This is a genomic window from Winogradskyella sp. (assembly GCF_003712105.1).
In the GTDB taxonomy this organism is placed as follows: Bacteria; Bacteroidota; Bacteroidia; order Flavobacteriales; family Flavobacteriaceae; genus Winogradskyella.
This window is the reverse complement of sequence record NZ_RHLG01000002.1, coordinates 260,530-285,230: the sequence shown is the minus strand read 5'-3', so window position 1 is coordinate 285,230 and position 24,701 is coordinate 260,530. Positions and strand designations below refer to the sequence as shown.

The window sequence follows — 24,701 nt, the reverse complement described above, 5'->3', positions numbered from 1 at the left end:
TTTAAATTTTTGAGTTTTGAATTCTATTGAAGCTAATTCTAGAGCAGACCTAAGCCTGCCCTAGAAATGTTCATGGATAAGGGTTTACCAAGGTGTAGCTAAGTAAGGGAAGCTTGTTAAAAAGGGTTTGTCATTTGCGCTAACATTATCATCTGATAATCCTGGATTTTCAGATGCAGTTAAGCCATTTTCTCCACCAAATATTAAAATAAGCTCAACGGTGATAACATCGTCTGCTAATGCACGACCAGTTAAAACATTGGTGCCATCAAAAAATGTTGTTGTACCGTCTAAAGACACATTTAAAACATCAGTAGCTAACAATCCAGAAAATTGATCTGATGTTAAGCCTAATGCATTGGCGTCTCCTGGGTTTGTATACGCAGGACTTAATCCTTCTAAATTATTCTGAAACATCGTCTGAAATGCAGAGCTCTGTTGCGACGGAATAGTTACGTTAAAAGCATCCTTACTACCAGAAGAGACAAACACTGTACCTACTGCTGGTCTAGCCATTTGATCTTCTTGTATAAAAGTTCCTGTAAAATCTAAGCCTACTGGCCCAGTAATAATATCGTCATCGTTGCTACAGTTAAAGGCAACTAATGCTGTTGTAATTGCTAAAGCAAATAATTTTATTCTATTAAATTTCATGATTTTAGTTTTGTGGTTATTGTTTTCTTTTAGATTCAACCCATGTGTTAATTGTTCCTGAGCCACCAATAAGAGACTTAGGTACTTCTACTACGACAGACAATACATTAGTACCGGCAAATGTGTCGTTACCTGGATTATTAAAGCTTGTAGCCATACCATCAATAATGGCATTGTACTGCGCAGAATCGAAGAAAAATGGATCGTCTCTTGGTCCAGCAAAAAACTGTATTCCGTTTTCTGTTGAAGTAATTGCATTCTGACCGTAAGGTGTTATCTCTACTGAGCCAGAAGCATCATTGGTTAAAATTGTACTATTAAGTCCTGTTTGTAATGGTGCTGCAGGACCAAAAAAGTACATTCTGCCATCTCTTGGTGTTGCCTGAATAACCAAGTCCTCAACATTGTCATTGTTTGTGTCAATGTTAATTTCGATAAGGGTGTTCTCATCAAATGCTGCGTTAGCCGTAGAACCTGGGCTTAATAAACCCTGTACATTGGCAACAAAGACCATGTTAGACGTATTCTCACCTTGAAAGGCATAAAAATCTGTGATATCTGTAGTACCACCAATTACTGCTGGCGCATCAATATGATCTGCCGCAATTGCTACAATACTGGTTACACCAATAATAGCTGCTAGAATTAAAAATTTTGTTTTTTTCATAATACTGAGATTTGTTATTTTTTTTGTTCTCTGGTCTACCTACGAAAAATTGAATGTGTGGGTTTTATTTTTTTAAATTTTTTTTTGAAGCTGAAATTTTAGGAGATAAAAACTATCTTTAACTCCTAAATAAAGTCTATGAATCCTTCGGCCTTAGGTTGGATAAAAAAATTATTTACTGTAATCTCTAAAAGTTCAATATTGCAATTGAACAAAGGGGAATTCTACTCACAGTTAAAAGATTCAGGGTTTATTTATGGAAGTAATGTAGACTGTATCATTAACGATGTGATAAAAGTGGATGCCTTTAATGAGGAAGAGCGCTGCAAAGTGAATCTTTTATCGTCGTTTTATTACATCCATTCTGTAGAACAATCAGAACTCAATTTCTTAGATTCTGTTATCGGTTTTTATAAAAGTATTGACGAACACAAACGTTCTTTTTTAGCAGATTTATTTGGGCAACCTAGCAGTGATGTTTTACTAGAGCAAATTATTCACAAGCGTATTCATATTGATGACAATGTCATTACTAAGAACTTTAATTATTTCTTAATCAATGCATTTCTGTTTATGGATATTATTGGTTATCATCATTATTTAACCACGGAAGAAAGCACAAAAGATTACTTAACCAATTTTGGAGCTGCTTTAGAAACCGTATTATTTACCGTACTAGATTCTAAAGCAGATAAAACAGAATACGACAAAAACCTTGTAAAGCTATTTGAAGCATCGTTAGGTCATAAACACTCAGAGCGAAAAAATTCCGAGGAAATTGCTGAAATCATCAAAGGACCATTAGAAAAACTTTATGTTATAGACACCGTATGCATGGCATCTTGGAGTGATAAGCATATTGACCGGGCAGAATATGTATATCTTAATCAGTTACGACAAGATTTGTCTATTGATACTGATGTGCTCATAAAAGCTGTGGACGATATTAATTCGTTTTATGAAGATCATAAAGATGATATTTCCTTTTTGAGTGCAAAAAATTTAGCACAAAGTTTTTATGATAATAGTAGTAGTATTGTTGTAAGACTCATAAAGCGCAATAGTAAACGCTTATCTAAAGAATTATCACAAAGTAAGGAAGCACTAATATTGCTATCTCAATCTACTAAACGGAATCTTACAGAAGAAGAGCAGAAAAAAATTCAGAATCAGCTTTTAGATATCTTTAAATCCATTCCGAGTTTAGCCATTTTTATGTTACCTGGCGGCATGTTATTATTACCTCTTTTTATAAAGTTTATCCCTAAACTTTTACCATCTGCTTTTGATGAAAATAGAATTGATGATTAGTTTGTAACATGTATGTTAAAAATCATACTCATAGTTAAACTTCATCAATTATGATAACTGACTATTATTCAATTTTAGGTGTTGAAAAAGATGCAGACCTAGAAACTATAAAGAAAGCTTTCCGAAAAAATATTGCATTATACCATCCTGAAAACAACACATCTCCAGAGGCAAGGGAAAAGTTTGATGCGTTAATAGAAGCCTTTAATGTATTATCTGATAAGGATAAAAGATTAGCTTATGATGACATGTTAGCAAAACAGTCTACAAATAAGCCAATGGTAATTACCGAAAAAGAAGAAAAGACCTATGAAGATTGGAAAAAAGAAGCTAAAAAGAAATCAAAAAAATCATGGGAATCTGATCTTACTGATTTACTGTTATTAGATTTATTCTTTGATATTGGTATGTTTGGGATGTTTGACGATTTTGGAGACATTATAGGCGATACACTTGGTGATGTATTTGACATATTTTAAAAAGGCCTAACTAATTAAAATAGCTAGACCTTTAAAACTCAACTACAATCTATCAATCTATCTTTATTTATTTTTTAGTTCTGGCTTTATACTGTCGTTTTACATCTCTAAAGTTTTCTTTAGTCACGTTTTCGCCAGTTAAGATGTGATGCTCTATTGATATCGCATAATCTTTTATTAATCGTTTAAACTTACCTTTTGCAAAAGCACCCATAAATGCAGGTTTTGTACGATATTCCATTTTAAATTCAAACTTACAGCTGTTGTTATCTATAGGCACAACTTTGTAAGTTCCGCGAGTATATTCGGGATCTACAGGGAACTTATCAGCATGAAACACCTGGTTTATAAATGTCATTTCATTTGGATTATAAGAGACCATTCGCTCTTTTAGCAATCTAGTTTTTTTCTCATTAAAATAACAAACGCGTTCTGCACCTTCTCCAGCTTTTAAGGAACCCGCCACATAATCTGAAGCCATAATTTTAGGATGAGAATTAGCTACTGCTCCATAATCAACACCTACAACATGCCATACTTTTTCTGCACTATGAGGAATCACTTTAGAGATAGTAAATGTCTGAACTTTTTTCTGAGCTGCTGTATTATTTGCAGCTACTACAACAAAAAATAACGCCATAATAATTGATAATTTTTGATTCTTAAACATGATTTTAGATTTTAAATTTCTATTATCAAAGTTAGATTTTGGGTGGCCCAAAACATTTAAGAATTAGGTCAATTACTTACGGTTTTGGTTCAGTCTGTAACTTGAAGGTGAGCAACCAAATTGGTCATGAAAAGAATTAGAAAAATGAGCCACTTCAGAAAAACCACAATTAAATGCAATTTCACTAATGCGCTCATTAGTACTTAAGAGCAACTTGGCTGCTCTATTGAGTTTCCGGGTTTTAAAATATCTACCAGGGCTTTCGTTATATACGCGCTTAAATTCTCTTTTAAAAGAAGACAAACTAACACCATGCAACATTGCTAGTTCTTCTAGACTTAAATTATTAAAAACATTAGCTTCGATTAATTCTTTGAATGAATATTCAGAAGGTGTAAACAAGCTAGCTAGTAACTGCTTCATTGAACCTGATGTGTCTGTCTTAACCAATAAAAGAATAACTTCTTTAAGCTTAAGTTTCAATAATTCGTCAGTAACTAAATCAGGGTTTTTAAAATAGAACTGTAAGCTATTAATATAGTTTTTTAATAAGGTGCTCGATTTTACCTTGGCTATAGAACTCGGTTCTACATTTTTAATAGACTTAAAAAATTCTGGTAACTCCTTATCATATATTTTTTTGAGCACATCAGGGTAAAAGTGAATTGCAATAGCTTCGCACAACTCTTGATCAACTGTTTTTAACCAAGCATTCAAAAAATTACCGCATTTCATTACTACAGCTTCCTCAGTATTAAGTTTCATTTCACTAACTGCTGAAAACACAACGGATTCACCAGCAACAGCGTAAATAAAACATGCCTCGTTTTTCATTACGCCCGGTGCTTTCATTGGTGCTTTGAGAACTACACGTTCAAAAATACCCTTATCGTACAAACTCAACTGCAGATGCTCCTTAATCATAATAATTACTTCGTATACTCAAATGTAATAGAAAATCTATTGAAGTGTTTAGTTGACAAGATGATTAGCAAACGTCTCTATGCCCTTAATGCCCATTTCTCCTAATCCATTAAGTGCTTCTCTAACTTTTAAATCGTCAGTATCTTCTACCAAATAAGTCCAACTCCAACTTACTATTGTAGTATCTGCATCTACAGTTTTAACCTGCATAATACCATGAATATCTTTTATTGGAAGCAAATGTTGTCTAGGAATAAAGTATGAAAATATTTTGTTGACTTGGTCTACTTCTAAAATATCTTCTTCAAAATTACCATCTGCAGTAGCACAATATCGCTTATTACCTTCTACTTTGCAACTGGTAATAACGGGCAACCATTTATCTACATCTGTACCTGACCCAACTATATCCCAAACTATGTCTGGGTTGGCATCTATCTTAACTTCAACTCTGTGATTCGATTTCTTCATCGTTTCTAAATTTTAATATTAAACATTGATATGCTCAAAATTAAATCGAGAAACCTAGGTATACTTTTAAGGAAAGACCAATTAGTTGTAAAAAAAGGTCAAGGATTAAGTTGGTTATTCAAGCCAATTTTTAAAATCCTTCACACGTTCTCTAGCAACAATAATATCTTGTTCTTTATAGCTGTTTAGCTTAATCTGAAGTCTAGAATTGGTATAGCTCACCATATCTTTGATGGCGTTAATATTAACGTAAAACTTGCGACTTACCCTAAAAAATACATGTGGTTCTAGTTCGTCTTCAAGTTGGTCTAAGGTTACATCTAAAAGGTAATTTCGGCCTTCGGAAGTATAAGCGTAAGTCCCTTTATTCTCACTATAAATGCACTCTATATCGTCTATATTAACAAGTTTTAGGTGCTGACCAACTTTAACTGAAAAGCGCTTTTTATACTCACGCTCAATTGGGTTAACCAACAGGTTTTTAATATCGTTAAAGTCTAAAGTAACGGCTTGCTGTTTTGGTGCTCTAGTTTTAAACTTATCTACAGCAACTTTTAAATCATCTTCATCAATTGGTTTTAATAAGTAATCAATACTATTAAGCTTAAACGCTTGTAAAGCATACTCGTCGTAAGCTGTTGTAAAAATTACTGCCGATTTAATATCTACGGCGTCAAAAATTTCGAAAGATAAACCATCACTTAGCTGTATATCCAAAAAGATTAAATCTGGATGTGCATTATTCTGAAACCAATCTACTGCTTCTTCAACAGAGTGTAACATGGTTTGTGCTTCCATATCAATAGCAGTTAGCATACGCTGCAAACGGCGTGCTGATGGTTTTTCATCTTCAATAATTATAACTTTCATTATTTGAGTTTAAGTTTTTTTGCTTGTTTGTTAATTATTTTAGCTCCAATAAATGCAGTGACTCCAGTAGCTAGGGCAACCATCCACCAAAAATCTCTCATATTATCTACAAAGCGCGTTCCTACTTCTGCCCAAAAGGCACAATATAAGCCAACTACAGACCAACTCATGAAATAAAAGTGGTAGTGAAACCAGTTTTTAACTCTTCGAACTGTGGGTATTATTGCTCCTAAAACTGTAGCTAAACTTAGTATTGCAAAAAAGTGAAATACGCTAAATCCACCAAAGTTTATAATAAAAAAGGAACTAACATTTAGAGATATCATAGATACTACATAAATATATCCAACACGCTTGTGAAATAGCGTTCCCTTTTTGTTTAAAATAACAATTGCCCCTGATAACATTGCCAATAACGAGGTTATAAAATGAAACCAGCCAATAACACCATCTATAATATCTACAAACATATTCATCTATATTATTCCCATTTTTTGAGATCATCTCCCATAAATTCCTTCATCTTTTTCTCTTCCCATTTTTTATTGAAAAGTGAATGCCCTTTATAGACTTTAATTATGTGTAATACTATAAAAAAGCCCCAAATAAAAATAGTAGAGTAGTTTATTGCCAAAATAGCGTCAGTATACTTTGTGTCCTCAATAATTAAGAGGTTCCAAATAACACAAGCTACCACTACAATATAGGCTGCTAAATGCACATAAAACCATCTTAATTTTTGTACTCTTTTTTGTGCTTCTAGATAGAACAATTGTTCTCTTTCCTCTTTATTCATGACTGTTAAACTCATTATACTTCTCACGTTCTTTTTCCATATACTCTTCTATTTTGCGTTGCTCCCAGTTTTTTCCTAATAAAAAGTTGAAACCAAAAACACCTATAAAATGAAAGACTAATCCAATACCCCAAAAGAAAGCTGTCGCATAAGGTCCAAATCCTGAAAATCCAGCATTAAACCCAATTAATAGGATTAAAAATATATTAACGATGATATACGACGCCAGATGCCAGTAAAATCCTGAAATAGCTTCTACGCGTTTCTTAGCTCTTAAATAAGCTTCTTCTTTTCTAAAATCATTTTCAAAAGAAGCGTTGTCTTTATAGGGTTCTATACTATACTTTTCCATGATATTATTTTTTTGAATTTAATTCCTCATCCATGAATTTCTGAATTTTTCGTTCTTCCCAATCGTATCCTAGAATAGAAGGTAAAACGAATACCGTGAATGCATGAATTAGAAGGATAAAGCCCCAAACTACCCAAGAACTTAGTGTATCAAAAGTTAGAAAATCGGCAGAAAATCTGTCCCAATTATCAAAGGAGACTTTAAATAATGTAATTATTGTATTTATTATGATGTAAATCGCAAGGTGTGTATAAAAGCTCTTTAGCTTTTCTACTCTATTTTTAGCGCGATTATATTTTGAATTTGAATATTTAGTTTTCATAGTATTAAGTTTAATTCCAACGGTTATTTTCTTCTTCTTTGCGCATGTATTCTTGTATTTTACGCTCTTCCCACTTGGCTCCAAAAGCGCCGTCGTGTACAAAAACTCTATACGCCTGGAAACACAATCCTATGCCCCAACCTATCATTGGAAACCAAAACCATTGTATGGTATACGGCGTATATCTATACCAAATAAATATTAAAAATGGTATTACTAAAACATAAGATACTAGGCTTCCGTAAAACCCTTTAAGTTCTTCTAGTCGCTTACGTGCTTTGACGTAACTGTCGTTTATTTTGTTTTCTGGTAATTGTGTTGTTCTCATGATTGATACTTGATTTGTGAGCATCGGTATTGCAACTGCAAAATCCTTATCTCGTTGATTGATGATAACTTTTTTATCTGAAAGCAATTGATAACGTTGCCTGATGTTTTCTAATCCTACACCACTACTCTTTTTTACAATTTGCTTTGGCTGTAAATTATTCATTACGACTAGATAGCCTGCATCTTCGTAAATCTTGATATGTAATGGCTTACTCGATGTTACCATATTATGCTTTACCGCATTTTCTAATAGTAACTGTAGTGATAATGGTACTACTTTACTTTCTGGATTTGAAGCTTGCTCTGGTATCTCGAAAATGATACTGTCTTCAAATCGCATTTTTAATAAAGACATATAGGTTTTTGCGAACCGTAGTTCTTCATCCACAGTGACTAACTCCTTATTTTTTTGCTCCAGCACATAGCGATAAACCTTTGATAAGGATGTCGTAAACTTTTGAGCACTATCTGGGTTTTCTTCGATTAAACTGGTTAATACATTTAAGCTATTAAATAGAAAATGAGGGTCCAATTGGTTTTTTAAAGCATCGAATTTAGCACTCGCAGTTCCAGCAATTACTTTCTGCTCTTTAACTTTAGTTTTTTGAAGCTCTTTATAATAATAAACCGCGTGAAAGAATAAGGATATTACTAGTGTTATTAATAATGCCGTCATATAAAACGACAAACGTTCTCCAGCGACAAATTCGCTCCAGGTATTACCATCTATTACAGTTTTAATAAAAACTCGAACTAAGAAAAATGTAATAATGGTAACTACTACAGACCCAGCAAAGCCAATAAGCATTCTAAATCTAGCATACTTAACCCATTTTACTTTTGTGTTTAAATAGTCAAAGAACTGCGCATTTACAATAGTTAACGGAACAGAATACAGTAAGTATTGTGAGAAGGATCTTAAGAAGTATTCATTAAAACTAATGGTCATTCCTGAGACATATCTAACACCTTGATCTACTATCATTATTACGATAGCTACTAAGATTCCTGAAACAATATTTTTACCAAATTCTCTCATTAAACTATTTTATTTTTATATGCCTTAATTATTCGCAGCTTTTTACTATTTCTTGCAATCTACCTTTTCCCCAATTAGGATGATAATCACTTTCTGGTTCATAAGTTTCAAATAAAGGAATCGCAGCTTGCAAATCTTTACAATAAGGCGCAGTATCTTGCCCAAAATATTTTGCAGAACCCATTGCCCAATCTGCTTTGCACATTACAACTCTCGGGTTTTGTGAGTCAATATTATAAGCTTCGTTATACAATTCTGTAACTTTTGCAGCATACTTCATCCCGTAAGTTCTTCCGTCAAAAGCAATCCAATTGGTGTAAACTTGTCCTTGCATAACTAATAGTTCTGGATTGTTTTTACTTAATGCCATTGCAGTATTCAAATGTTCCTGTGCTTTATCTAATTGTGCTTTTAAAACCGTTTCGTCCTTTACATTCCAACTTTTTAAGCTATTAATCTGAGCTATATAATAGTGAGGCAACCAATTATCTTTTTCGGCATTAGCAATACGCTCGAATAAATTTTCTGCCTGATCTAATTGTTTAGCACTCCATAATTCAAAAGCTTTATCCATTCCCTTTTCAAAGTTAGTTTGTGAATAGCTAAATCCAAAAACTAGAATTAATGCTACTGTTAGTATTCTTTTCATGATAGTATTTTTTGATTGGTAATTTATAATTGAATATTTACGATTTTATTATCCTTTAGCTCAAACTTAGCATCTTCCCATTTTGGTGGTCCCATGAAACCTTTTGCATTATTAGAGCAGCCATAATCTTCTTTTGGTATACCTAAAAAATTAGTATCCATTTTACCATTATCATTTTCATCGTGTATAAAAGATATTGCGTAAATACCATCTGGAATATCTTTAAATACTACTTGACCAGTAGCTTCAGAAATTTCTCCTATTGCAGATTTAAAGCGCTTATCGAGGAAATGCTCTTCAGAATCGTATAATCCTACTAATAGCTTTCCGTCACTACTGTCTAATCCAGTGATGTTAACAGTAACTGTATGCATTGTTCCTGATTGAAACACTACTAGCGAGGCTTGCACAACCAGTTTAATTAATATTCTCAAAATTGTATTCATGATATTGGTTTTAATTTCGATTCAAATATCCGAAGCTTTTGGACTTCTAAAAATCAATTTGTACCCAATTGTAGATTTTAATGGATGAATTGTTAAGATATAAAAAAAAGCAGCTTAATGCTGCTTTTTAAATTACTTGCCTTCATAGGCATTAATATATTTTCTTGCCCTTCGGTTATCTTGATTAATGGATAGTGCTTTCTTATAATTGTCATAAGCTTTTATACTATCGCCACTTTGCAGATAAGCATCTGCTAAACTATCATAGACATTACCACTATTAGGATGCAGTTTTGTATTCATGGTAAAAATACCAATGGCATCTTTATAATTGTCATCTCTTAAGTATCTATAACCTATTCTATTGAATTTATACTGGTTAATAAAATCACTTAAAGAATCTTGAGCTTTAATAGCTAGTAAGCCCTCGAGTGCATTCTCAAAGTCTTTATCTTTAATATACTGACTTGGTGTTTTATAGTCATCGGCTACTTTTAAGTAGTCATAGCTTAGGCTGTCTGGGTTTTCTTCAGAAATAGCCGATATATATCTTTTCTGAGTTTCTGGATGCTTTACAAACCGAAGTTTCTTATACAAATCTGGTACAAAAAATTCATTAGTATCAGTAGTCACAGGTTTGGTCTTTACACCACGCCAATGAAGATAAAGGTCATTTCCTTCATAAGAAATGATCATTAAATCATCTGCATTAAACAGATATTTACCTGAGGTTTCAGATTTAAATTCTTCTGAATAATTTGCTGAAGAAGAACAACTTAATATTAAAAAAGAAATTAAGAGTAGTTGAAATACGTTTTGAGTTTTCATGTAACGATTGATTGATTGGATTGGTAAAAAAAAGTCTCACTAAAAGTGAGACGATTTTTATTGAATTTTGTTACTAAATTATTTAACGTCCATCAACTCAACGTCGAAAACTAAAGTTGCATTTGGAGGAATAACGCCACCAGCACCAGCGCTTCCGTAACCTAAATTACTAGGAATTACCAAACGTGCTTTATCACCAACATTCAACAGGCAAATACCTTCATCCCAACCCGCAATAACTTGGCCTACTCCAACTTGAAAATCTAAAGGCTGATTTCTCTTATATGACGAATCGAAAACCGTACCGTCAGCTAACTGACCTTTGTAATGTACCGAAACCATGTTTCCTTTTTCAGCTTTTTTACCGCTACCCTTTTGTATGACTTGGTAACGTAACCCTGAAGCTGTCTCCTCAAAACCAGCAGCTAACTTATCTAACTCTGCTTTTGCAGCTTCGCGCTCAGCGGCAATACGCTTTTCGCGTGCACCTTCAAAAACTCTAAATGCCTCAACAGCATTAAACTGCTCAGCATCTGCTCCAACTCTTACAATCTCTAAACTTTCGATAGCATCACCTTGCGCAACTGCATCAACAACATCTTGTCCTTCAACAACATTACCAAAAACAGTGTGCTTACCATCTAACCATGGTGTATCAACATGCGTTATAAAAAACTGACTTCCGTTAGTTCCTGGGCCAGCGTTTGCCATAGATAATACACCTGGGCCACTGTGTTTTAAATCTGGATGAAACTCATCATCGAACTTGTAACCTGGATTCCCAGTACCTGTACCTTGTGGGCAACCACCTTGAATCATAAAATCTGGAATCACTCTATGAAACTTAAGACCATCATAGTAAGGTGTGCCTTGAGGCTTAGCTGAATTTTCTAAATTTCCTTCGGCTAAAGCCACAAAATTACCAACTGTACCTGGTGTTTTTTCAAACTCTAAGTTGACTAAAATTTCTCCTTTTGAGGTATTGAACTTTGCGTATAATCCGTCTTGCATTGTTTTGTGTTTTATTTAAGGCTGCAAAGATAAGACTATAAGTAGTAAGTAAAAAGTTGAACGTGAAAAGTTTGGAGTACTTAAATAGGCACAGTACGACTTTGTCACTTTTATGTGCTTTATTTTGATAATAATCTTAGTTTTGCTCAAAACAAATCTTATGGGATTTTCATTTTCTAAACTTTTTGGTAAAGCTCAACAAGAAGCAAGTTCAAGTGATACTATCGAGGCCATAATTGACTATGTAGGACAAAATCCATATGGTACTTCTGATCGTAATGTGATGTTTGCTGGCCTTAATGAGTTAGGCGGTTATTTTTTCTTTGAAACTGTTATCGTAGGTATATTTAATGTTAAGTGTAAACATGGTGCTCAACTCACCTTTAAAGGCGATAAGTTTGAATTAACCTTGGATTCTGATTCTTTAGAGTTTGAAACTAATCCCACAGAAACCAAAGGACGATATGTTACTAATATCGACTTTCAGATCGAGAAATCAGATATTGAAACACTTCAAAAAAGCAACATCACAAGCATCAATTTAAAGGTAAAAAAGCAGGATATTTTGTTTACTAAATATGTTGAGAGTAAAAAATAGAGTTACTTTAATTCAACAAGTTTTAACCTAAAGTAGAAGTCATTTATTCTACAATTAGATTTTGCTGTTCTGTAATAAATTCAAATGCTAATTCTTCTAATCGTTTACCATTTAAAGTTGCATTAAAATTGCCATGTCCAGCATCTTGTAATGTATCCAACCTCATGGTTACTCCAATTGATGTATAAACTTGTTGCAACTCTAAAGCACTTGAATATGGAACTGTAGGGTCATCAGTACTATGAGCTTTATACAATGCTGGATCATTGTTATCAAATAAGTCTCTTCCATAAACTAATTCGAAGGCATCAGTAACGGATTGGCCACCCCAAAAATCAACTATTGTAGCAACCTGATATATTTCTTCTAAGTTTGTTGTAGACAATGTTGGATCTTGTACAGTACTTATTTCATTTGTAAAGTCATTAGGGTCTGATACAACTATTCCTTTAGCTGTATTGGCTCCGGCTGAAGCACCACCAACCGTAATATAGTCTGTATTAATATTGTAATTTTCTTTATTTGCAATTATCCAACGTAAAGCAGCCTTAGCGTCTCGCTGCGCTGGATACATGGCGTTAAATGATGCGCGGTCATCCTCAGAAACGGGCAAGATTGCAGCAACATTTGCCCACTCAGTAGGTACTGTTCCAAAGTCATTTTTTAAGCGATAATCAATAGAAACAAAAACCCAGCCTCTAGAAGCGTAATAATTTGCAATATTTACAATAGCTGCTTGTTCTTTTGAGCCGTTTTCAAATGCACCGCCGTGAATAAACATAAAAACTGGTCTATTTGTCTCATTATTATTAGGATAATAAACATCTAGTTTAATTGGCATAACGGTAAAGTTTGGACTATTAAAGCTTTCGTGACTTAATCCTTCTGCGTAGGTTATGTTTTTTTCTTCAATGACCTGATATGTTTCTATTTGCTTAACTACAGGGATTTCTTGATTAGAAACCACTATTTGGTCATCGTCGTTGTTGCATGAAAAAATGGCTAAGATAAAAATAGAGGATAGTGTAAAAATTCTTTTCATAAGATTTGGGTTATAGTCTTTGTTATTTTGACTAGTAATTAAATCAAAAGTTTAATTTAATTATGGATAACTGTCTAGAGTATGGTTTTAATAGACTAAAATGAAATGAATTATGATATTATTATTTATTGACTTTTTCAAAAATTATATCGCCCATTTGTTCTACTCGTAACTCACCATTTGTTTCAATCATTTCAAAAAAAGTTCCATTATCATCAATAACTCTTGTTGCTGTAATAGGATAAAACGTATGTGTCAATGAATCGATGTTTGTTTTATAACGCAAACTGCTCTCATCTTCATAAACTTTAGCTATAAATCCTGGTAGTTGTTTTGACGTCCAATCGCCACTTAACATAGCCCTTTTTTTAGCATCCATATATAGCTTGCTATTATCTATAGATTTATTAAGGATTTTTGCAATTTTTAAATAACAGTTTTGCGCCCTAATCTTATCACGTAATATATAACTTTCGTGAAAACCAACCATTGTTGCATAATGCTTTACCTCATTTTTATACCTATAATCATTTAGCATAAATTCAATCATCTCTTTATTTTGGTTATTCGAAATATTATAAGAATACCACTCATAGTTCTTGGCTCTATTTTTTCTATTCTCATTAGATAGCTCTTCAATGATATCTCTATAATTTTCATTGAACTTATTGTTATATATATAACTCAACTCGTTGATTATGGATTTATACTTATCTGGGATAGAATTTAGTTCATTAATTATATTTTGATAGGCTGTTCTGCGTTTAACACCGCCATTATACCATATTGTAGCGCCATGTAGACTTGGAAATGTTTGGTTAACATAATCCTCGTAAGTGAGTTTATCTTGAAGAATATGGTAGAATATTTTTTCCTTATTAAAGTAAAAATTAAGTTGATTATTCGAAGTACTAATTAAGTGCTCAAGGTCTAATAAAACTTCGTTTAAAAGCGCTTCGCTTCGCTTCTCTGCTTGTTTTATTTCATTTTGGTTATTGATGTACAACGCAATTAAAATACCAATAACTACCAAGACAATTTCACCAATGGCATAAACAAGATATTTACTGAATTTGTTTTCGGAGAGTAACTTTTGCCTAATTTTTCTAAAGAATTTAATCATATATCATTTCCCCGAGAAAGCGAGAATCTTATTAGTTGGTTATAATGGAGTACACTACTCTCAGTTACCTAAGGTAGTGAAAATGAAATGAATACTGATTAGAAACTCCACTGCAATGAACTATAGTCGATGTTGTGTGTTCGTTTTTTTAATCCCACCATAACCAGAAATACTTATTTTCTTTGTAATCTAATATCATTTCATCCATCGAGCTGTACCCTTGATCAATTACATCTGGGCAAAATGCATAAACTTTTTTGGAAAAAGCTTTAATATTTTTTGGAAGTTTGTCCATATATGCATGAATTCTAGAAACGTCAATAACTACAAATTTAAAATTCACTTCGTCATTCCATTCTTTTAATGTTTTGATAACATCTGAATTGTAAATGTCATAATTAATTCCATTTGTTCCTATTCGCTTAATTATGTCAAATGGATCGGCACCATCTATAATTATTACATCGTAATAAGTACTCGTAAACGACTCATTAAAATCCATATTGGTGAGAAATATGTAATTATTCCCCTTGACAACCTCATCTATATATTTATTGAAAACCGAGTGTGCTTTTTTTTCATTTACATATTTAAAGACTAGCCCTTTATTTAAAAAATAATGCTCTTCATTTCCGTCCTTGTCATAATTCCAAACTTCTCGATTTAATTTTATAGGTTTTTTTTTGATATCGCTTTTTATATCAGAAAGAAGATTTGCGTCAATGTTTAGTTCATTCTTGTCCAACTCAATGGGATTAAAACTTGAAGCAACATTCACCTTTGATTCTACTTTATTAATACAAGAAGCAAAGAGTAGAACAAATAAAAATTGAAATATTCTTTTCATGTGGTTTAGGTAAAATGACACACAATGGTTTTGTTTATGGCTTGTTGCGGAAAATCACCCATGATTTTCCACCGTATTCGAAAGATAGCAAATTGCAATGAGTTCCGATTAGGAAATTCAGCCGTTATTGCGCTTAAACATTGTTGTACAACGTTTTTTATTTCCAAAACTCCCAAAACTTCTTGTCTTTTCGAGAGTTCCATTTATTAAATCTTTGGTCTAATTTTTCTTTAATCAGTTTATAGTTTTCTCGATTGTCTTTTACTTCATAAATACTGTCTAGATCGTTTGCTAAAACCTTGGAATAATCTCCAAAATATTTATCACTTGAGTAATAACTCTCAGTGAACTTTATTCCAATTTCATTTAATTCTTCATCCCAAAATTTTCCGTCACAATAGTCAAATAAAAAGTCACGACCTGTTATTTCTCCTGATTTTACTTTTTCAATAGCGTTTTTTGATTCGGTAAGATGAAATTCACTAATTAGATTATTATCAATTATCCAATTTAGATACATACCAATGTGAGTGCCACCATTTTCTTCGGGAAGATTTTCTGGAAAATCATTTCCATAATGCCAATCTGCTCTATCAATGCTCGCCATTAGGTTTTTTATATTTCAATTAGAGTTTCCTTTCGCAAACAAAATTCTCCTTTCAGTTTGCAAACTATTAAATCTCCAAATGTCAAATCAGCTCTTTCATTCTTCATAGGAAGAAAAGAATTATCAAAAGGTGTTTTAATCTTTGGAAAAATCCATTTTATAATTCGAGCGACAATAAGAAACGGTAAAGTCAAGAGTCCGATTAAAGCATTATTACCATTAAATAATTCTCCTTCACTTTCAAAATGCTCGCTGTAATCAAACTTGTCAAAATTCAGATTATTCTTTGTTACAAATTCCTCTAATAGAAAATAATTGTCATCTCCCCAAAGCCCTAAATCTTCGCAAATTTTCGTATTCAGTCCTTTTACATTTTCTCCAGAAGCATTTTCAAGGAAGTCATTAATTTCCTTATATACTTTTCTTATTTTTTTAAACTCAACTTTCATTTTTGGTCAAATGTTGTACAACTTGTTATATAGTGTTAAAATTGTGCATTATCACAATTCAATTTCGGGATAATAGGAATTATAATACCTTTTTCTGTTTTTAATTCGCAACCTCACTGATAAACTTAATGCGGTATAGACGTAGTTCTTCGTCATCATAATCGCCATCAAATTCATCGATAGCAACGTCTATTTTATCGGTCTCGGATTCCATGAAGTAATCGTGAATCTCTTCTTGTTGGTCTTCGTCTAAGATGTCGTCAATCCAGTAGTTAATGTTAAGCTTTGTACCAGAATACACAATAGCTTCCATTTCTTTTATAAAGTCCGGCATTTCCATACCTTTTGCAGATGCTATATCACTAAGAGGTAACTTACGATCTACATTTTGTATAATGTAAAGCTTTATAGCAGAATTGCTACCTGTAGATTTAACCACCATATCATCTGGTCGCATAATATCATTATCCTCTACATATTGCTTTATTAAGGCCACAAAATCCTTTCCGTACTTTTTAGCCTTGCTTTCGCCTACACCATGCACATTAGAGAGTTCAGAAATATCTATAGGATATTTTAACGCCATGTCCTCTAATGATGGATCTTGAAAAATAACAAACGGAGGCACACCCAATCGCTTAGCGTTAGACTTACGCAAGTCCTTAAGCATAGCCATTAATTTTTCGTCAGTAGCGCCTCCAGCAGATTTTGAGTTGGTGATAATACTATCGTCATTGGCTTCATCAAAGACGTGGTCTTCTGCCATCATAAACGATGTAGGTTGTTGTACAAAAGCTTCACCTTGAGGCGTGACTCTTAACACACCGTAAGTCTCAATATCTTTTTTAAGCAGCTTAGCCACTAAAATTTGACGGATTAAGGCCATCCAGTGCCTAGCATCTTTATCTTTTCCGATTCCAAAAAAGGCTTGTTGGTCTGTTTTATGAGAAGAAATCAGCGCATTTGTTTTACCGATAATAACCTGCACTAAATCTTTAGACTTGTATTTTTGATTGGTTTTCTGGACAACTTCTAGAACTATTTTAACGTCGTCCTTAGCTTCTTTCTGAGGCTTAGGATTACGAACATTATCATCCATATCGCCACCTTCGCCTGTTTCGGTATCAAACTCTTCACCAAAATAATGCAGTATAAACTTACGTCGCGATACTGAAGTCTCTGCAAATGCTACAACTTCTTGCAGTAATGCATGACCAATTTCTTGCTCTGCAACAGGCTTGCCAGCCATAAACTTTTCAAGCTTCTCTATATCTTTATACGCATAGTACGCTAAGCAATGGCCTTCGCCGCCATCACGACCAGCACGACCAGTTTCTTGATAATAACTCTCAATACTTTTAGGAATATCGTGGTGAATTACAAAACGTACATCGGGTTTATCGATGCCCATTCCGAACGCTATAGTTGCAACGACCACATCGGTATCTTCCATCAAAAACATGTCTTGATGCTTCACTCTAGTTTTAGCGTCTAAACCGGCGTGATATGGTACTGCTTTAACACCGTTGACTTGTAACACTTGCGCAAGCTCTTCAACACGTTTTCTACTTAAACAGTATACAATACCAGATTTGCCTTCATTCTGTTTTACAAAACGAATAATATCTGCATCTACATTCTTAGTTTTTGGTCGTACCTCGTAATATAAATTTGGTCTATTAAATGACGCTTTAAACGTAACAGCATTTTGTATGCCTAGACTTTTAAGTATATCTTCTTGAACCTTTGGTGTCGCAGTTGCTGTTAAACCGATAATAGGAATATCGTCACCAATACGCTTAATAATATGCCTAAGGTTTCGGTATTCTGGCCTAAAATCGTGTCCCCATTCGCTAATACAATGCGCTTCGTCAACTGCCATAAAAGAAATAGTGACGGTTCTTAAAAACTCTACATTTTCTTCTTTAGTTAACGACTCTGGTGCTACATATAGTAATTTGGTAATACCATTTACTATATCGGCTTTTACGCGTTTAACCTCGGTTTTATTTAAAGATGAATTTAATACGTGAGCAATACCATCATTTTCTGAAACACCTCTAATGGCATCGACTTGGTTTTTCATTAAGGCAATTAGCGGTGATACTACGATTGCGGTACCTTCTTTGATTAATGCAGGTAATTGATAACAAAGTGACTTACCACCACCAGTAGGCATAATAACAAATGTATTATTGCCTTCAACAACATTTTTTATTACATCTTCCTGCAAACCTTTGAATTGAGAAAATCCAAAGTATTTTTTAAGCTCTGAATGCAAGTCAATTTGTGCTACACTCATTAATCCCTATTCGTAATTTTATATTTACCTTTGTGCGAAGTTTAAAGATAATAAAAATCTTTATAATAAAATCATAATTCTGTTTTGACAAACAAAGCTTCTATTCTTGAAATTGCCAAGTCTACAATCGCTATGGAACGTGATGCCATAGCTAACCTAATGGACTTATTAACTGATGATTTTGCTAATGCCACTGAGCTTATTTACAACTCAAAAGGTCGCGTAATTATTACTGGTATTGGTAAAAGCGCCATCATTGCTAATAAAATTGTTGCCACGCTTAACTCAACTGGTACTCCAGCTATATTTATGCATGCAGCAGATGCTATACATGGCGACTTAGGACTTATTCTTAAGGATGATGTTGTAATATGTATTTCTAAAAGTGGTAATACGCCTGAGATTAAAGTGTTGGTACCTCTAATTAAAAATGCTAACAACAAAATGATAGCTATTACGGGTAATAAAGATTCATTTTTAGGTCAGCAAGCGGATTATGTATTGAATGCTTATGTTGAGCAGGAAGCTTGCCCTAATAACCTGGCGCCTACTACAAGTACTACAGCGCAATTAGTTATTGGTGATGCACTAGCTGTAAGTTTATTAAAACTACGCGGTTTCTCAAGTAAAGATTTTGCCAAGTATCATCCAGGTGGTGCATTAGGAAAGCGCTTATATCTTAGAGTTAATGATTTGTCTTCTGTAAATCAGAAACCACAAGTTGGTCTTGATGCAACTTTAAAAGAAGTGATTATAGAGATTTCTGAAAAAATGCTGGGCGTCACTGCAGTTACTGAAGACTCAAAAATTGTAGGTATTATCACTGATGGCGATTTAAGACGTATGTTAAGTAAAAGTGATGATATCACTAATCTTACTGCAAAAGACATCATGGGAAGCAATCCAAAACGAATTGATGAAAATGCCATGGCGGTTGATGCGAAAGAGCTTATGGAAGCGCATGGTATTTCGCAGTTATTAGTAGAGAAAGATGGCGTTTACGCTGGAATTGTTCACTTACACGATTTAATAAAAGAAGGAATTATATAATGGCAAAACGAAACGTAAATGAGATGTCTTTTTTAGACCATCTCGAAGATTTACGATGGCATTTAATACGATGCACAGTGGCTGTTTTAATATTCGGCATTGTTGCGTTCTGCTTTCCTTACGTCTTGTTTGACCTCATCATTTTTGCACCAACAGAAATGAACTTTCAAACTTATGAATGGTTATGTTATATGTCACAAAGCCTAGGTATTAATGACACCACATTTTGTGCTGACAGACTTCCATTTGATATGCAAAGTAGACAAGTAGGAAGTCAATTCTCAGCCAGAATATGGACGTCTATATATGCCGGTTTTATAATAGCATTTCCTTATATCATATACCAGCTATGGAAATTTATTAGCCCAGGATTGAAACCTAATGAACGAAAATATTCAAGAGGCTTTATCATAGTTTCATCACTATTATTCTTCATCGGTGTACTGTTTGGATATTATGTAATTACGCCCTTAACGATTAACTTCTTAGCTAATGAGAGTATTTCTGATAGAATATTTAATGACTTTGATTTTGGTTCAGTAATCTCGGTAGTAAGGTCTTCTTCTCTAGCCTCAGGATTAATGTTTCAATTGCCGATAGTTATCTATTTTTTAACCAAAGTTGGATTAGTTACTCCTAAGATATTAAAGAAGTATAGAAAATTTGCACTGGTTATAGTACTGATAATATCAGCTGTTATAACACCGCCAGATTTAACAAGTCAGGTAATTGTTGCGGTGCCAATTTTAATTTTATATCAAGTAAGTATTTTTATTTCTAGAATCGTTGTAAGGAATCAAAATAAAAAAGAACGAAAAGCAAAAGCTTAAACATGTCAGATTTAGTAAAAGATTTCAATGCATATCGCGCCAAGATGAATGATAAAATCTTAGCGGATAATAATAAAATAATAAAACGAATTTTTAACCTCGATACTAACGCTTTTCAAGCTGGTGCTTTGGATGTAAAAACCAAAGAACTCCTTGGATTAGTAGCATCTACAGTATTAAGATGCGACGATTGTGTACGCTATCATTTAGAAACCTGTTATAATGAAGGTATTACTAAAGAAGAGGTTGGCGAAGCCTTAAGTATTGCCACATTAGTTGGTGGTACAATTGTTATTCCGCACCTAAGACGTGCTTACGAATATTGGGAAGCTTTAGAAAATCAGAATTAAAGATACGTTTTTAGTACTTTTACCGTTAGAGAATACCACATATGAAAGCCCATAATGGGCATTTGATAAACAATGGTAATACCAATCAACACATTTAAAGTACTAAAACATAAATTTTTACAATCATATAAATGAAACTGCACGCCCATAATTTAATGAAGTCCTACAGTGGACGAAAAGTTGTAAAAGACGTTTCACTTGAAGTTAACCAAGGTGAAATCGTAGGTCTTTTAGGGCCAAATGGTGCAGGTAAAACCACATCATTCTACATGATTGTGGGCATTATAAAACCTAACGGTGGACAAATATTTTTAGAAGACCAAGAGATTACCAAATACCCAATGTACAAACGTGCGCAAAATGGTATTGGTTACCTCGCTCAAGAAGCTTCGGTGTTTAGAAAGTTAAGCATTGAAGATAATATTCTGAGTGTGCTTCAAATGACAAAACTCAGCAAGAAAGAGCAGCACGATAAAATGGAATCGCTTATTGAAGAGTTTGGTCTTGGCCATATCCGCAAAAACCGTGGTGACTTACTCTCTGGTGGCGAACGTCGACGTACTGAGATTGCACGTGCTTTGGCAACTGACCCAAATTTTATTCTTTTAGATGAACCTTTTGCTGGTGTTGACCCAGTGGCAGTTGAGGATATTCAGCGTATTGTTGCCAAGCTTACTAAGAAAAACATAGGGATTCTTATCACAGACCATAATGTACAAGAAACACTTGCCATTACTGACCGCACCTATTTAATGTTCGAAGGTAGCATACTTAAAGCTGGTGAGCCTGAAGAACTTGCTAACGATGAAATGGTGCGCAAGGTATACCTAGGTCAAAACTTTGAGCTGCGTAAGAAGAAAATAGAATTTTAAACACTAAGCGTTGTTAGGCGTTATTCTCCTCACTTAATTTTTGATTAGACACCATATCTCTTTCTTTCAACAACTTCTTTTGATATCGTCCTTGAACAATATCTACAATAACGAGTACCACAATTACAAAGTAAAAGGTTGTTTTACTCATTGGCACAATTTCGTTACCAAATATCTTTAGATGTGCTAAATGTCCACCTTCGGTAACTAGCATAATACCTACAATAAATAAGATAAATAAACCTAAGACTTCATACATTCTATTTTTTGCTAAAAATGCTGAAATACGATCTGCTAAAAATAACATGAGCAAACCACTAGCAACAATTGCTATTGCCATCACTATAAAGGCTGTAGTAGAATTATCGAGTTCATTTGTTAAGCCTATAGCTGCCAATATAGAATCGAAAGAAAACACAAGATTCATAATAACGATACTGGTAATAACAGCTCCAGAAGATTTAAGACCTTTAGACCCATTTTCTACATCAATATCTAAATCTTTTAAAGAAATCATATGCCATATTTCCTTAATAGCAGTATAAATGATAAAGCCACCACCAGCTAACACAATAAGGCTGTGACCATTAAAAGCAAACTTTAAAACATCTTCAATTTCTCCAGTTAAAAACTTAAAGGGCTCTTGAAAATAGTCAATAACCGAAACTAGCAAGAACAGCAATACAATTCTTAAGCCTATTGCAATTAAGATTCCTATTTTGCGTACACGTTTTCGATCGTGTTCTGGTGCTTTTTTAGATTCTAAAGAAATGTAAAGAAGATTGTCAAAACCTAATACTGCTTGAAGCATAATAAGCATCAAGAGTGTAAAAATAACTTCAGCCATAACTAATTAATTAATTGATTTCTGAGTGAATAATGAAACTAGAATATATCCTATAATAATTATTGGGATTGCAACAAATTTGAAAAACACTAGTAACAAAATACTAGCCAACAAAAATAGATAGCGCACCGCATTTGGTTTAAAATCCCATGTGCTAAATTTTAATGCAAATAGTTTAACTTTTGAATTAAGAAGTATACAGCTTACTACAGTTAGGCCAATTAAGAACCAAATATTCCCCAATAAGTTTGAAACCGTTATAGAATATTGAAAATGTAAAATTAGTGGTAATGACAATATTAAAATTGTATTCGCCGGAACTGGTAATCCTTTAAAATAGGACTGTTGGTCTTCATCTATATTAAACTTAGCTAATCTGTATGCCGACGCAATTGTAATTAAAAAGCCTACAAGAGCCAGAGGCGTAATTTCTACACCAACCCAACCGACAGTGGCATTCCAACCATCATCAACAACAAAAGCACCTTGACCACCAAGTGCATCTTGTATTAAACCATACATTACTAACCCAGGAACAACGCCACTTGTTACCATATCTGCTAAAGAGTCAAGTTGTACTCCTAATTGGCTCTGAACCTTTAACTTTCTGGCTAAAAAACCATCAAAAAAATCGAAAAAAATACCCAGAAAAACAAACAACGCAGCACCAACAAATTGATTTTGAACCGCAAATAAAATTGCAATACATCCTGAAAAAAGATTTAATGCCGTAAAAAGGTTTGGAATATGTCGCTTCATTGAATTCGTAGTGAAGTTTGTGTAAAAATATAAAAGTATTTTAGTTCTGTTAGTAAAACATGCAATAAGTGAGAGTTTTTGAAGTTTAATAAAAACAAAATATTGTGCATCTTTGTAAAAAAATTGTTTTTGAAAAATTACGCTGTAATTCTTTTACTATTTGTAGTATCTACTACTTTAGGTCAAACAGCTAGAAAATACTCCAATGAATTTTTGAATATTGGAGTAGATGCTGCTGCTTTGGGTATGAGTAACGCCGTTACTTCGCACACCAATAATGTAAACTCAGGGTATTGGAATCCTGCTGGTTTGGTTCATTTAGAAGATAATCAGCTTGCCTTAATGCACTCAAGTTACTTTGCTAATATTGCCAATTACAACTATATAGCTTATGCCATGCCAATAGATGATAGAAGTGCCGTTGGCATATCGGTAATTAGATTTGGTGTTGATGATATTTTAGATACTACGCAACTTATTGATGACCAGGGCAATATAAGCTATGACAGGATCAATACATTTTCTACTGCAGATTATGGTGTTACACTATCGTACGCTCGAAAATTACCAATAGATGGTCTCAACTATGGAATTAATGCCAAAGTTATCCGAAGAGTCATTGGTGATTTTGCTTCGGCATGGGGTTTTGGTTTTGATGCTGGCATTCAATTTGAAAGCAAAAACAATTGGAAGTTTGGGTTCATGGCTCGTGATATAACGACAACATATAATTCGTGGACTATTGATGAGGAAAAGTTTGGTGAAATCAGTGGTGCTATTGATGGGCAGAACCAGACGCTACCAGAAAAATCTGAAATTACTTTACCTAAATTAGAATTAGGTGTTTCTAAATCCTGGTTGTTTCATTACGATTACTCGTTACTTGCTGCTTTTAACCTCAATGTGCGTTTTGCTGAAACAAATGACGTATTCTCTACTTCGGCTTTTAGTATGGCTCCGGCATTAGGATTTCAATTTGGATATACAGATTTAGTATTCTTAAGAGCTGGTGTTGGTAATTTTCAGAATGAATTGCAAATAGATAATTCTGAAAACTTAACGTTTCAGCCAAACTTTGGTGTTGGTTTTAAATACAAAGGCATCGAAATAGATTATGCTTTTACCGATATAGGTGACCAAAGTGCTGCGCTATACTCCAATGTATTCTCTGTAAAATTAGATTTCAGTATTTTTAGATAGAAATTA

At 33.6% G+C, this 24,701-nt stretch carries 31 protein-coding genes; 8 read left to right on the top strand and 23 right to left on the bottom strand.

All coding sequences use genetic code 11. The annotated features are described in order from the left end of the window. Positions 1-84: 84 nt before the first annotated feature. Both ED556_RS05765 and ED556_RS05760 read right to left on the bottom strand, forming a co-directional pair. Entirely contained in the window at positions 85-654 is a 570-nt protein-coding gene (locus tag ED556_RS05765) for a DUF4331 family protein (RefSeq protein ID WP_296320554.1), read from the bottom strand. 16 nt (positions 655-670) lie between these two features. Next, positions 671-1,321 (bottom strand): DUF4331 family protein, encoded by a 651-nt coding sequence (locus ED556_RS05760; RefSeq protein WP_296320552.1) that lies wholly within the window; start codon positions 1,319-1,321, stop codon positions 671-673. A 138-nt stretch (positions 1,322-1,459) separates the two neighbouring features. Between ED556_RS05760 and ED556_RS05755 the strand changes: the two genes are divergently transcribed. Both ED556_RS05755 and ED556_RS05750 read left to right on the top strand, forming a co-directional pair. Next, positions 1,460-2,632: an LETM1-related biofilm-associated protein gene (locus ED556_RS05755; protein WP_296320548.1), complete on the top strand. Its 1,173-nt coding sequence runs from the start codon at positions 1,460-1,462 to the stop codon at positions 2,630-2,632. 50 nt (positions 2,633-2,682) lie between these two features. Further along, a complete protein-coding gene (locus ED556_RS05750; RefSeq protein WP_296320545.1) occupies positions 2,683-3,111 on the top strand; it encodes a DnaJ domain-containing protein in 429 nt (142 codons plus the stop codon). Positions 3,112-3,178: 67 nt separating this feature from the next. Here the strand turns inward: ED556_RS05750 and ED556_RS05745 are convergent, their stop codons facing one another. The 13 genes from ED556_RS05745 to ED556_RS05685 all read right to left on the bottom strand — a co-directional run bounded on the left by ED556_RS05745 (position 3,179) and on the right by ED556_RS05685 (position 11,819). Beyond that, positions 3,179-3,781, bottom strand: a complete 603-nt coding sequence (locus ED556_RS05745; protein WP_296320543.1) for an SRPBCC family protein — start codon at positions 3,779-3,781, stop codon at positions 3,179-3,181. A 72-nt stretch (positions 3,782-3,853) separates the two neighbouring features. Next, the gene (locus ED556_RS05740) at positions 3,854-4,705 is read right to left on the bottom strand and encodes an AraC family transcriptional regulator (protein WP_296320540.1); all 852 of its coding nucleotides are present in this window, start codon (positions 4,703-4,705) and stop codon (positions 3,854-3,856) included. Positions 4,706-4,753: 48 nt separating this feature from the next. Then, the gene (locus ED556_RS05735) at positions 4,754-5,176 is read right to left on the bottom strand and encodes an SRPBCC family protein (RefSeq protein ID WP_296320537.1); all 423 of its coding nucleotides are present in this window, start codon (positions 5,174-5,176) and stop codon (positions 4,754-4,756) included. A 114-nt stretch (positions 5,177-5,290) separates the two neighbouring features. After that, positions 5,291-6,046, bottom strand: a complete 756-nt coding sequence (locus ED556_RS05730) for a LytTR family DNA-binding domain-containing protein (protein ID WP_296320535.1) — start codon at positions 6,044-6,046, stop codon at positions 5,291-5,293. After that, entirely contained in the window at positions 6,046-6,516 is a 471-nt protein-coding gene (locus tag ED556_RS05725) for a DUF2306 domain-containing protein (protein ID WP_296320533.1), read from the bottom strand. Before ED556_RS05725 ends, ED556_RS05730 begins: the two co-directional genes overlap by 1 nt. Positions 6,517-6,527: 11 nt before the next feature. Beyond that, a complete protein-coding gene (locus tag ED556_RS05720; RefSeq protein WP_296320529.1) occupies positions 6,528-6,842 on the bottom strand; it encodes a 2TM domain-containing protein in 315 nt (104 codons plus the stop codon). Further along, positions 6,835-7,194: a 2TM domain-containing protein gene (locus ED556_RS05715; RefSeq protein WP_296320525.1), complete on the bottom strand. Its 360-nt coding sequence runs from the start codon at positions 7,192-7,194 to the stop codon at positions 6,835-6,837. The genes ED556_RS05720 and ED556_RS05715 overlap by 8 nt, the downstream gene beginning before the upstream one ends. Positions 7,195-7,198: 4 nt before the next feature. After that, positions 7,199-7,516 carry a 2TM domain-containing protein gene (locus ED556_RS05710; RefSeq protein ID WP_296320523.1) on the bottom strand — a complete coding sequence of 106 codons (318 nt, stop codon included), beginning with the start codon at positions 7,514-7,516 and terminating at the stop codon, positions 7,199-7,201. A gap of 10 nt (positions 7,517-7,526) precedes the next feature. Continuing rightward, positions 7,527-8,885 (bottom strand): 2TM domain-containing protein, encoded by a 1,359-nt coding sequence (locus ED556_RS05705; RefSeq protein ID WP_296320519.1) that lies wholly within the window; start codon positions 8,883-8,885, stop codon positions 7,527-7,529. A gap of 28 nt (positions 8,886-8,913) precedes the next feature. Continuing rightward, positions 8,914-9,534 carry a hypothetical protein gene (locus ED556_RS05700; protein WP_296320517.1) on the bottom strand — a complete coding sequence of 207 codons (621 nt, stop codon included), beginning with the start codon at positions 9,532-9,534 and terminating at the stop codon, positions 8,914-8,916. Between the two features lie 23 nt (positions 9,535-9,557). Further along, positions 9,558-9,980, bottom strand: a complete 423-nt coding sequence (locus ED556_RS05695) for a DUF2141 domain-containing protein (RefSeq protein ID WP_296320514.1) — start codon at positions 9,978-9,980, stop codon at positions 9,558-9,560. A gap of 132 nt (positions 9,981-10,112) precedes the next feature. Then, complete coding sequence (locus tag ED556_RS05690; RefSeq protein WP_296320511.1) at positions 10,113-10,808, bottom strand: tetratricopeptide repeat protein; 696 nt, start codon at positions 10,806-10,808, stop codon at positions 10,113-10,115. A gap of 78 nt (positions 10,809-10,886) precedes the next feature. Beyond that, entirely contained in the window at positions 10,887-11,819 is a 933-nt protein-coding gene (locus ED556_RS05685; protein WP_296320509.1) for a peptidylprolyl isomerase, read from the bottom strand. Between the two features lie 160 nt (positions 11,820-11,979). Here ED556_RS05685 and ED556_RS05680 point away from each other — a divergent pair, with 160 nt between their 5' ends. Beyond that, entirely contained in the window at positions 11,980-12,417 is a 438-nt protein-coding gene (locus ED556_RS05680; RefSeq protein WP_296320507.1) for a hypothetical protein, read from the top strand. Positions 12,418-12,460: 43 nt separating this feature from the next. On the opposite strand, the gene ED556_RS05675 is transcribed toward ED556_RS05680, so the two are convergent. From ED556_RS05675 to recQ, 6 genes are all read right to left on the bottom strand, one after another. Further along, entirely contained in the window at positions 12,461-13,459 is a 999-nt protein-coding gene (locus ED556_RS05675; protein WP_296320505.1) for an alpha/beta hydrolase, read from the bottom strand. A gap of 121 nt (positions 13,460-13,580) precedes the next feature. After that, a complete protein-coding gene (locus ED556_RS05670) occupies positions 13,581-14,582 on the bottom strand; it encodes a hypothetical protein (protein WP_296320504.1) in 1,002 nt (333 codons plus the stop codon). A 148-nt stretch (positions 14,583-14,730) separates the two neighbouring features. Beyond that, complete coding sequence (locus ED556_RS05665) at positions 14,731-15,429, bottom strand: DUF4253 domain-containing protein (RefSeq protein WP_296320503.1); 699 nt, start codon at positions 15,427-15,429, stop codon at positions 14,731-14,733. 157 nt (positions 15,430-15,586) lie between these two features. Beyond that, positions 15,587-16,036, bottom strand: coding sequence for a hypothetical protein (locus ED556_RS05660; RefSeq protein ID WP_296320500.1), 450 nt, complete (start codon positions 16,034-16,036; stop codon positions 15,587-15,589). Between the two features lie 8 nt (positions 16,037-16,044). Continuing rightward, a complete protein-coding gene (locus ED556_RS05655) occupies positions 16,045-16,485 on the bottom strand; it encodes a hypothetical protein (RefSeq protein WP_296320497.1) in 441 nt (146 codons plus the stop codon). Positions 16,486-16,585: 100 nt separating this feature from the next. Then, positions 16,586-18,787 (bottom strand): DNA helicase RecQ, encoded by a 2,202-nt coding sequence (recQ, locus tag ED556_RS05650; RefSeq protein WP_296320496.1) that lies wholly within the window; start codon positions 18,785-18,787, stop codon positions 16,586-16,588. 84 nt (positions 18,788-18,871) lie between these two features. Here recQ and ED556_RS05645 point away from each other — a divergent pair, with 84 nt between their 5' ends. From ED556_RS05645 to lptB, 4 genes are all read left to right on the top strand, one after another. After that, positions 18,872-19,837, top strand: a complete 966-nt coding sequence (locus ED556_RS05645; protein ID WP_296320494.1) for a KpsF/GutQ family sugar-phosphate isomerase — start codon at positions 18,872-18,874, stop codon at positions 19,835-19,837. Further along, positions 19,837-20,667, top strand: a complete 831-nt coding sequence (gene tatC / locus ED556_RS05640) for a twin-arginine translocase subunit TatC (protein ID WP_296320492.1) — start codon at positions 19,837-19,839, stop codon at positions 20,665-20,667. The genes ED556_RS05645 and tatC overlap by 1 nt, the downstream gene beginning before the upstream one ends. A gap of 2 nt (positions 20,668-20,669) precedes the next feature. After that, a complete protein-coding gene (locus ED556_RS05635; RefSeq protein WP_296320490.1) occupies positions 20,670-21,017 on the top strand; it encodes a carboxymuconolactone decarboxylase family protein in 348 nt (115 codons plus the stop codon). A gap of 131 nt (positions 21,018-21,148) precedes the next feature. After that, entirely contained in the window at positions 21,149-21,889 is a 741-nt protein-coding gene (gene lptB / locus ED556_RS05630) for an LPS export ABC transporter ATP-binding protein (RefSeq protein WP_296320488.1), read from the top strand. A gap of 13 nt (positions 21,890-21,902) precedes the next feature. Here the strand turns inward: lptB and ED556_RS05625 are convergent, their stop codons facing one another. Together ED556_RS05625 and ED556_RS05620 are read right to left on the bottom strand one after the other, a co-directional pair. Next, the gene (locus ED556_RS05625) at positions 21,903-22,736 is read right to left on the bottom strand and encodes a TerC family protein (protein ID WP_296320486.1); all 834 of its coding nucleotides are present in this window, start codon (positions 22,734-22,736) and stop codon (positions 21,903-21,905) included. 6 nt (positions 22,737-22,742) lie between these two features. Continuing rightward, positions 22,743-23,495, bottom strand: coding sequence for a CDP-alcohol phosphatidyltransferase family protein (locus ED556_RS05620; RefSeq protein ID WP_296320484.1), 753 nt, complete (start codon positions 23,493-23,495; stop codon positions 22,743-22,745). Positions 23,496-23,624: 129 nt separating this feature from the next. Between ED556_RS05620 and ED556_RS05615 the strand changes: the two genes are divergently transcribed. Then, a complete protein-coding gene (locus ED556_RS05615) occupies positions 23,625-24,695 on the top strand; it encodes a PorV/PorQ family protein (protein ID WP_296320483.1) in 1,071 nt (356 codons plus the stop codon). The last annotated feature ends 6 nt before the right edge of the window (positions 24,696-24,701 follow it).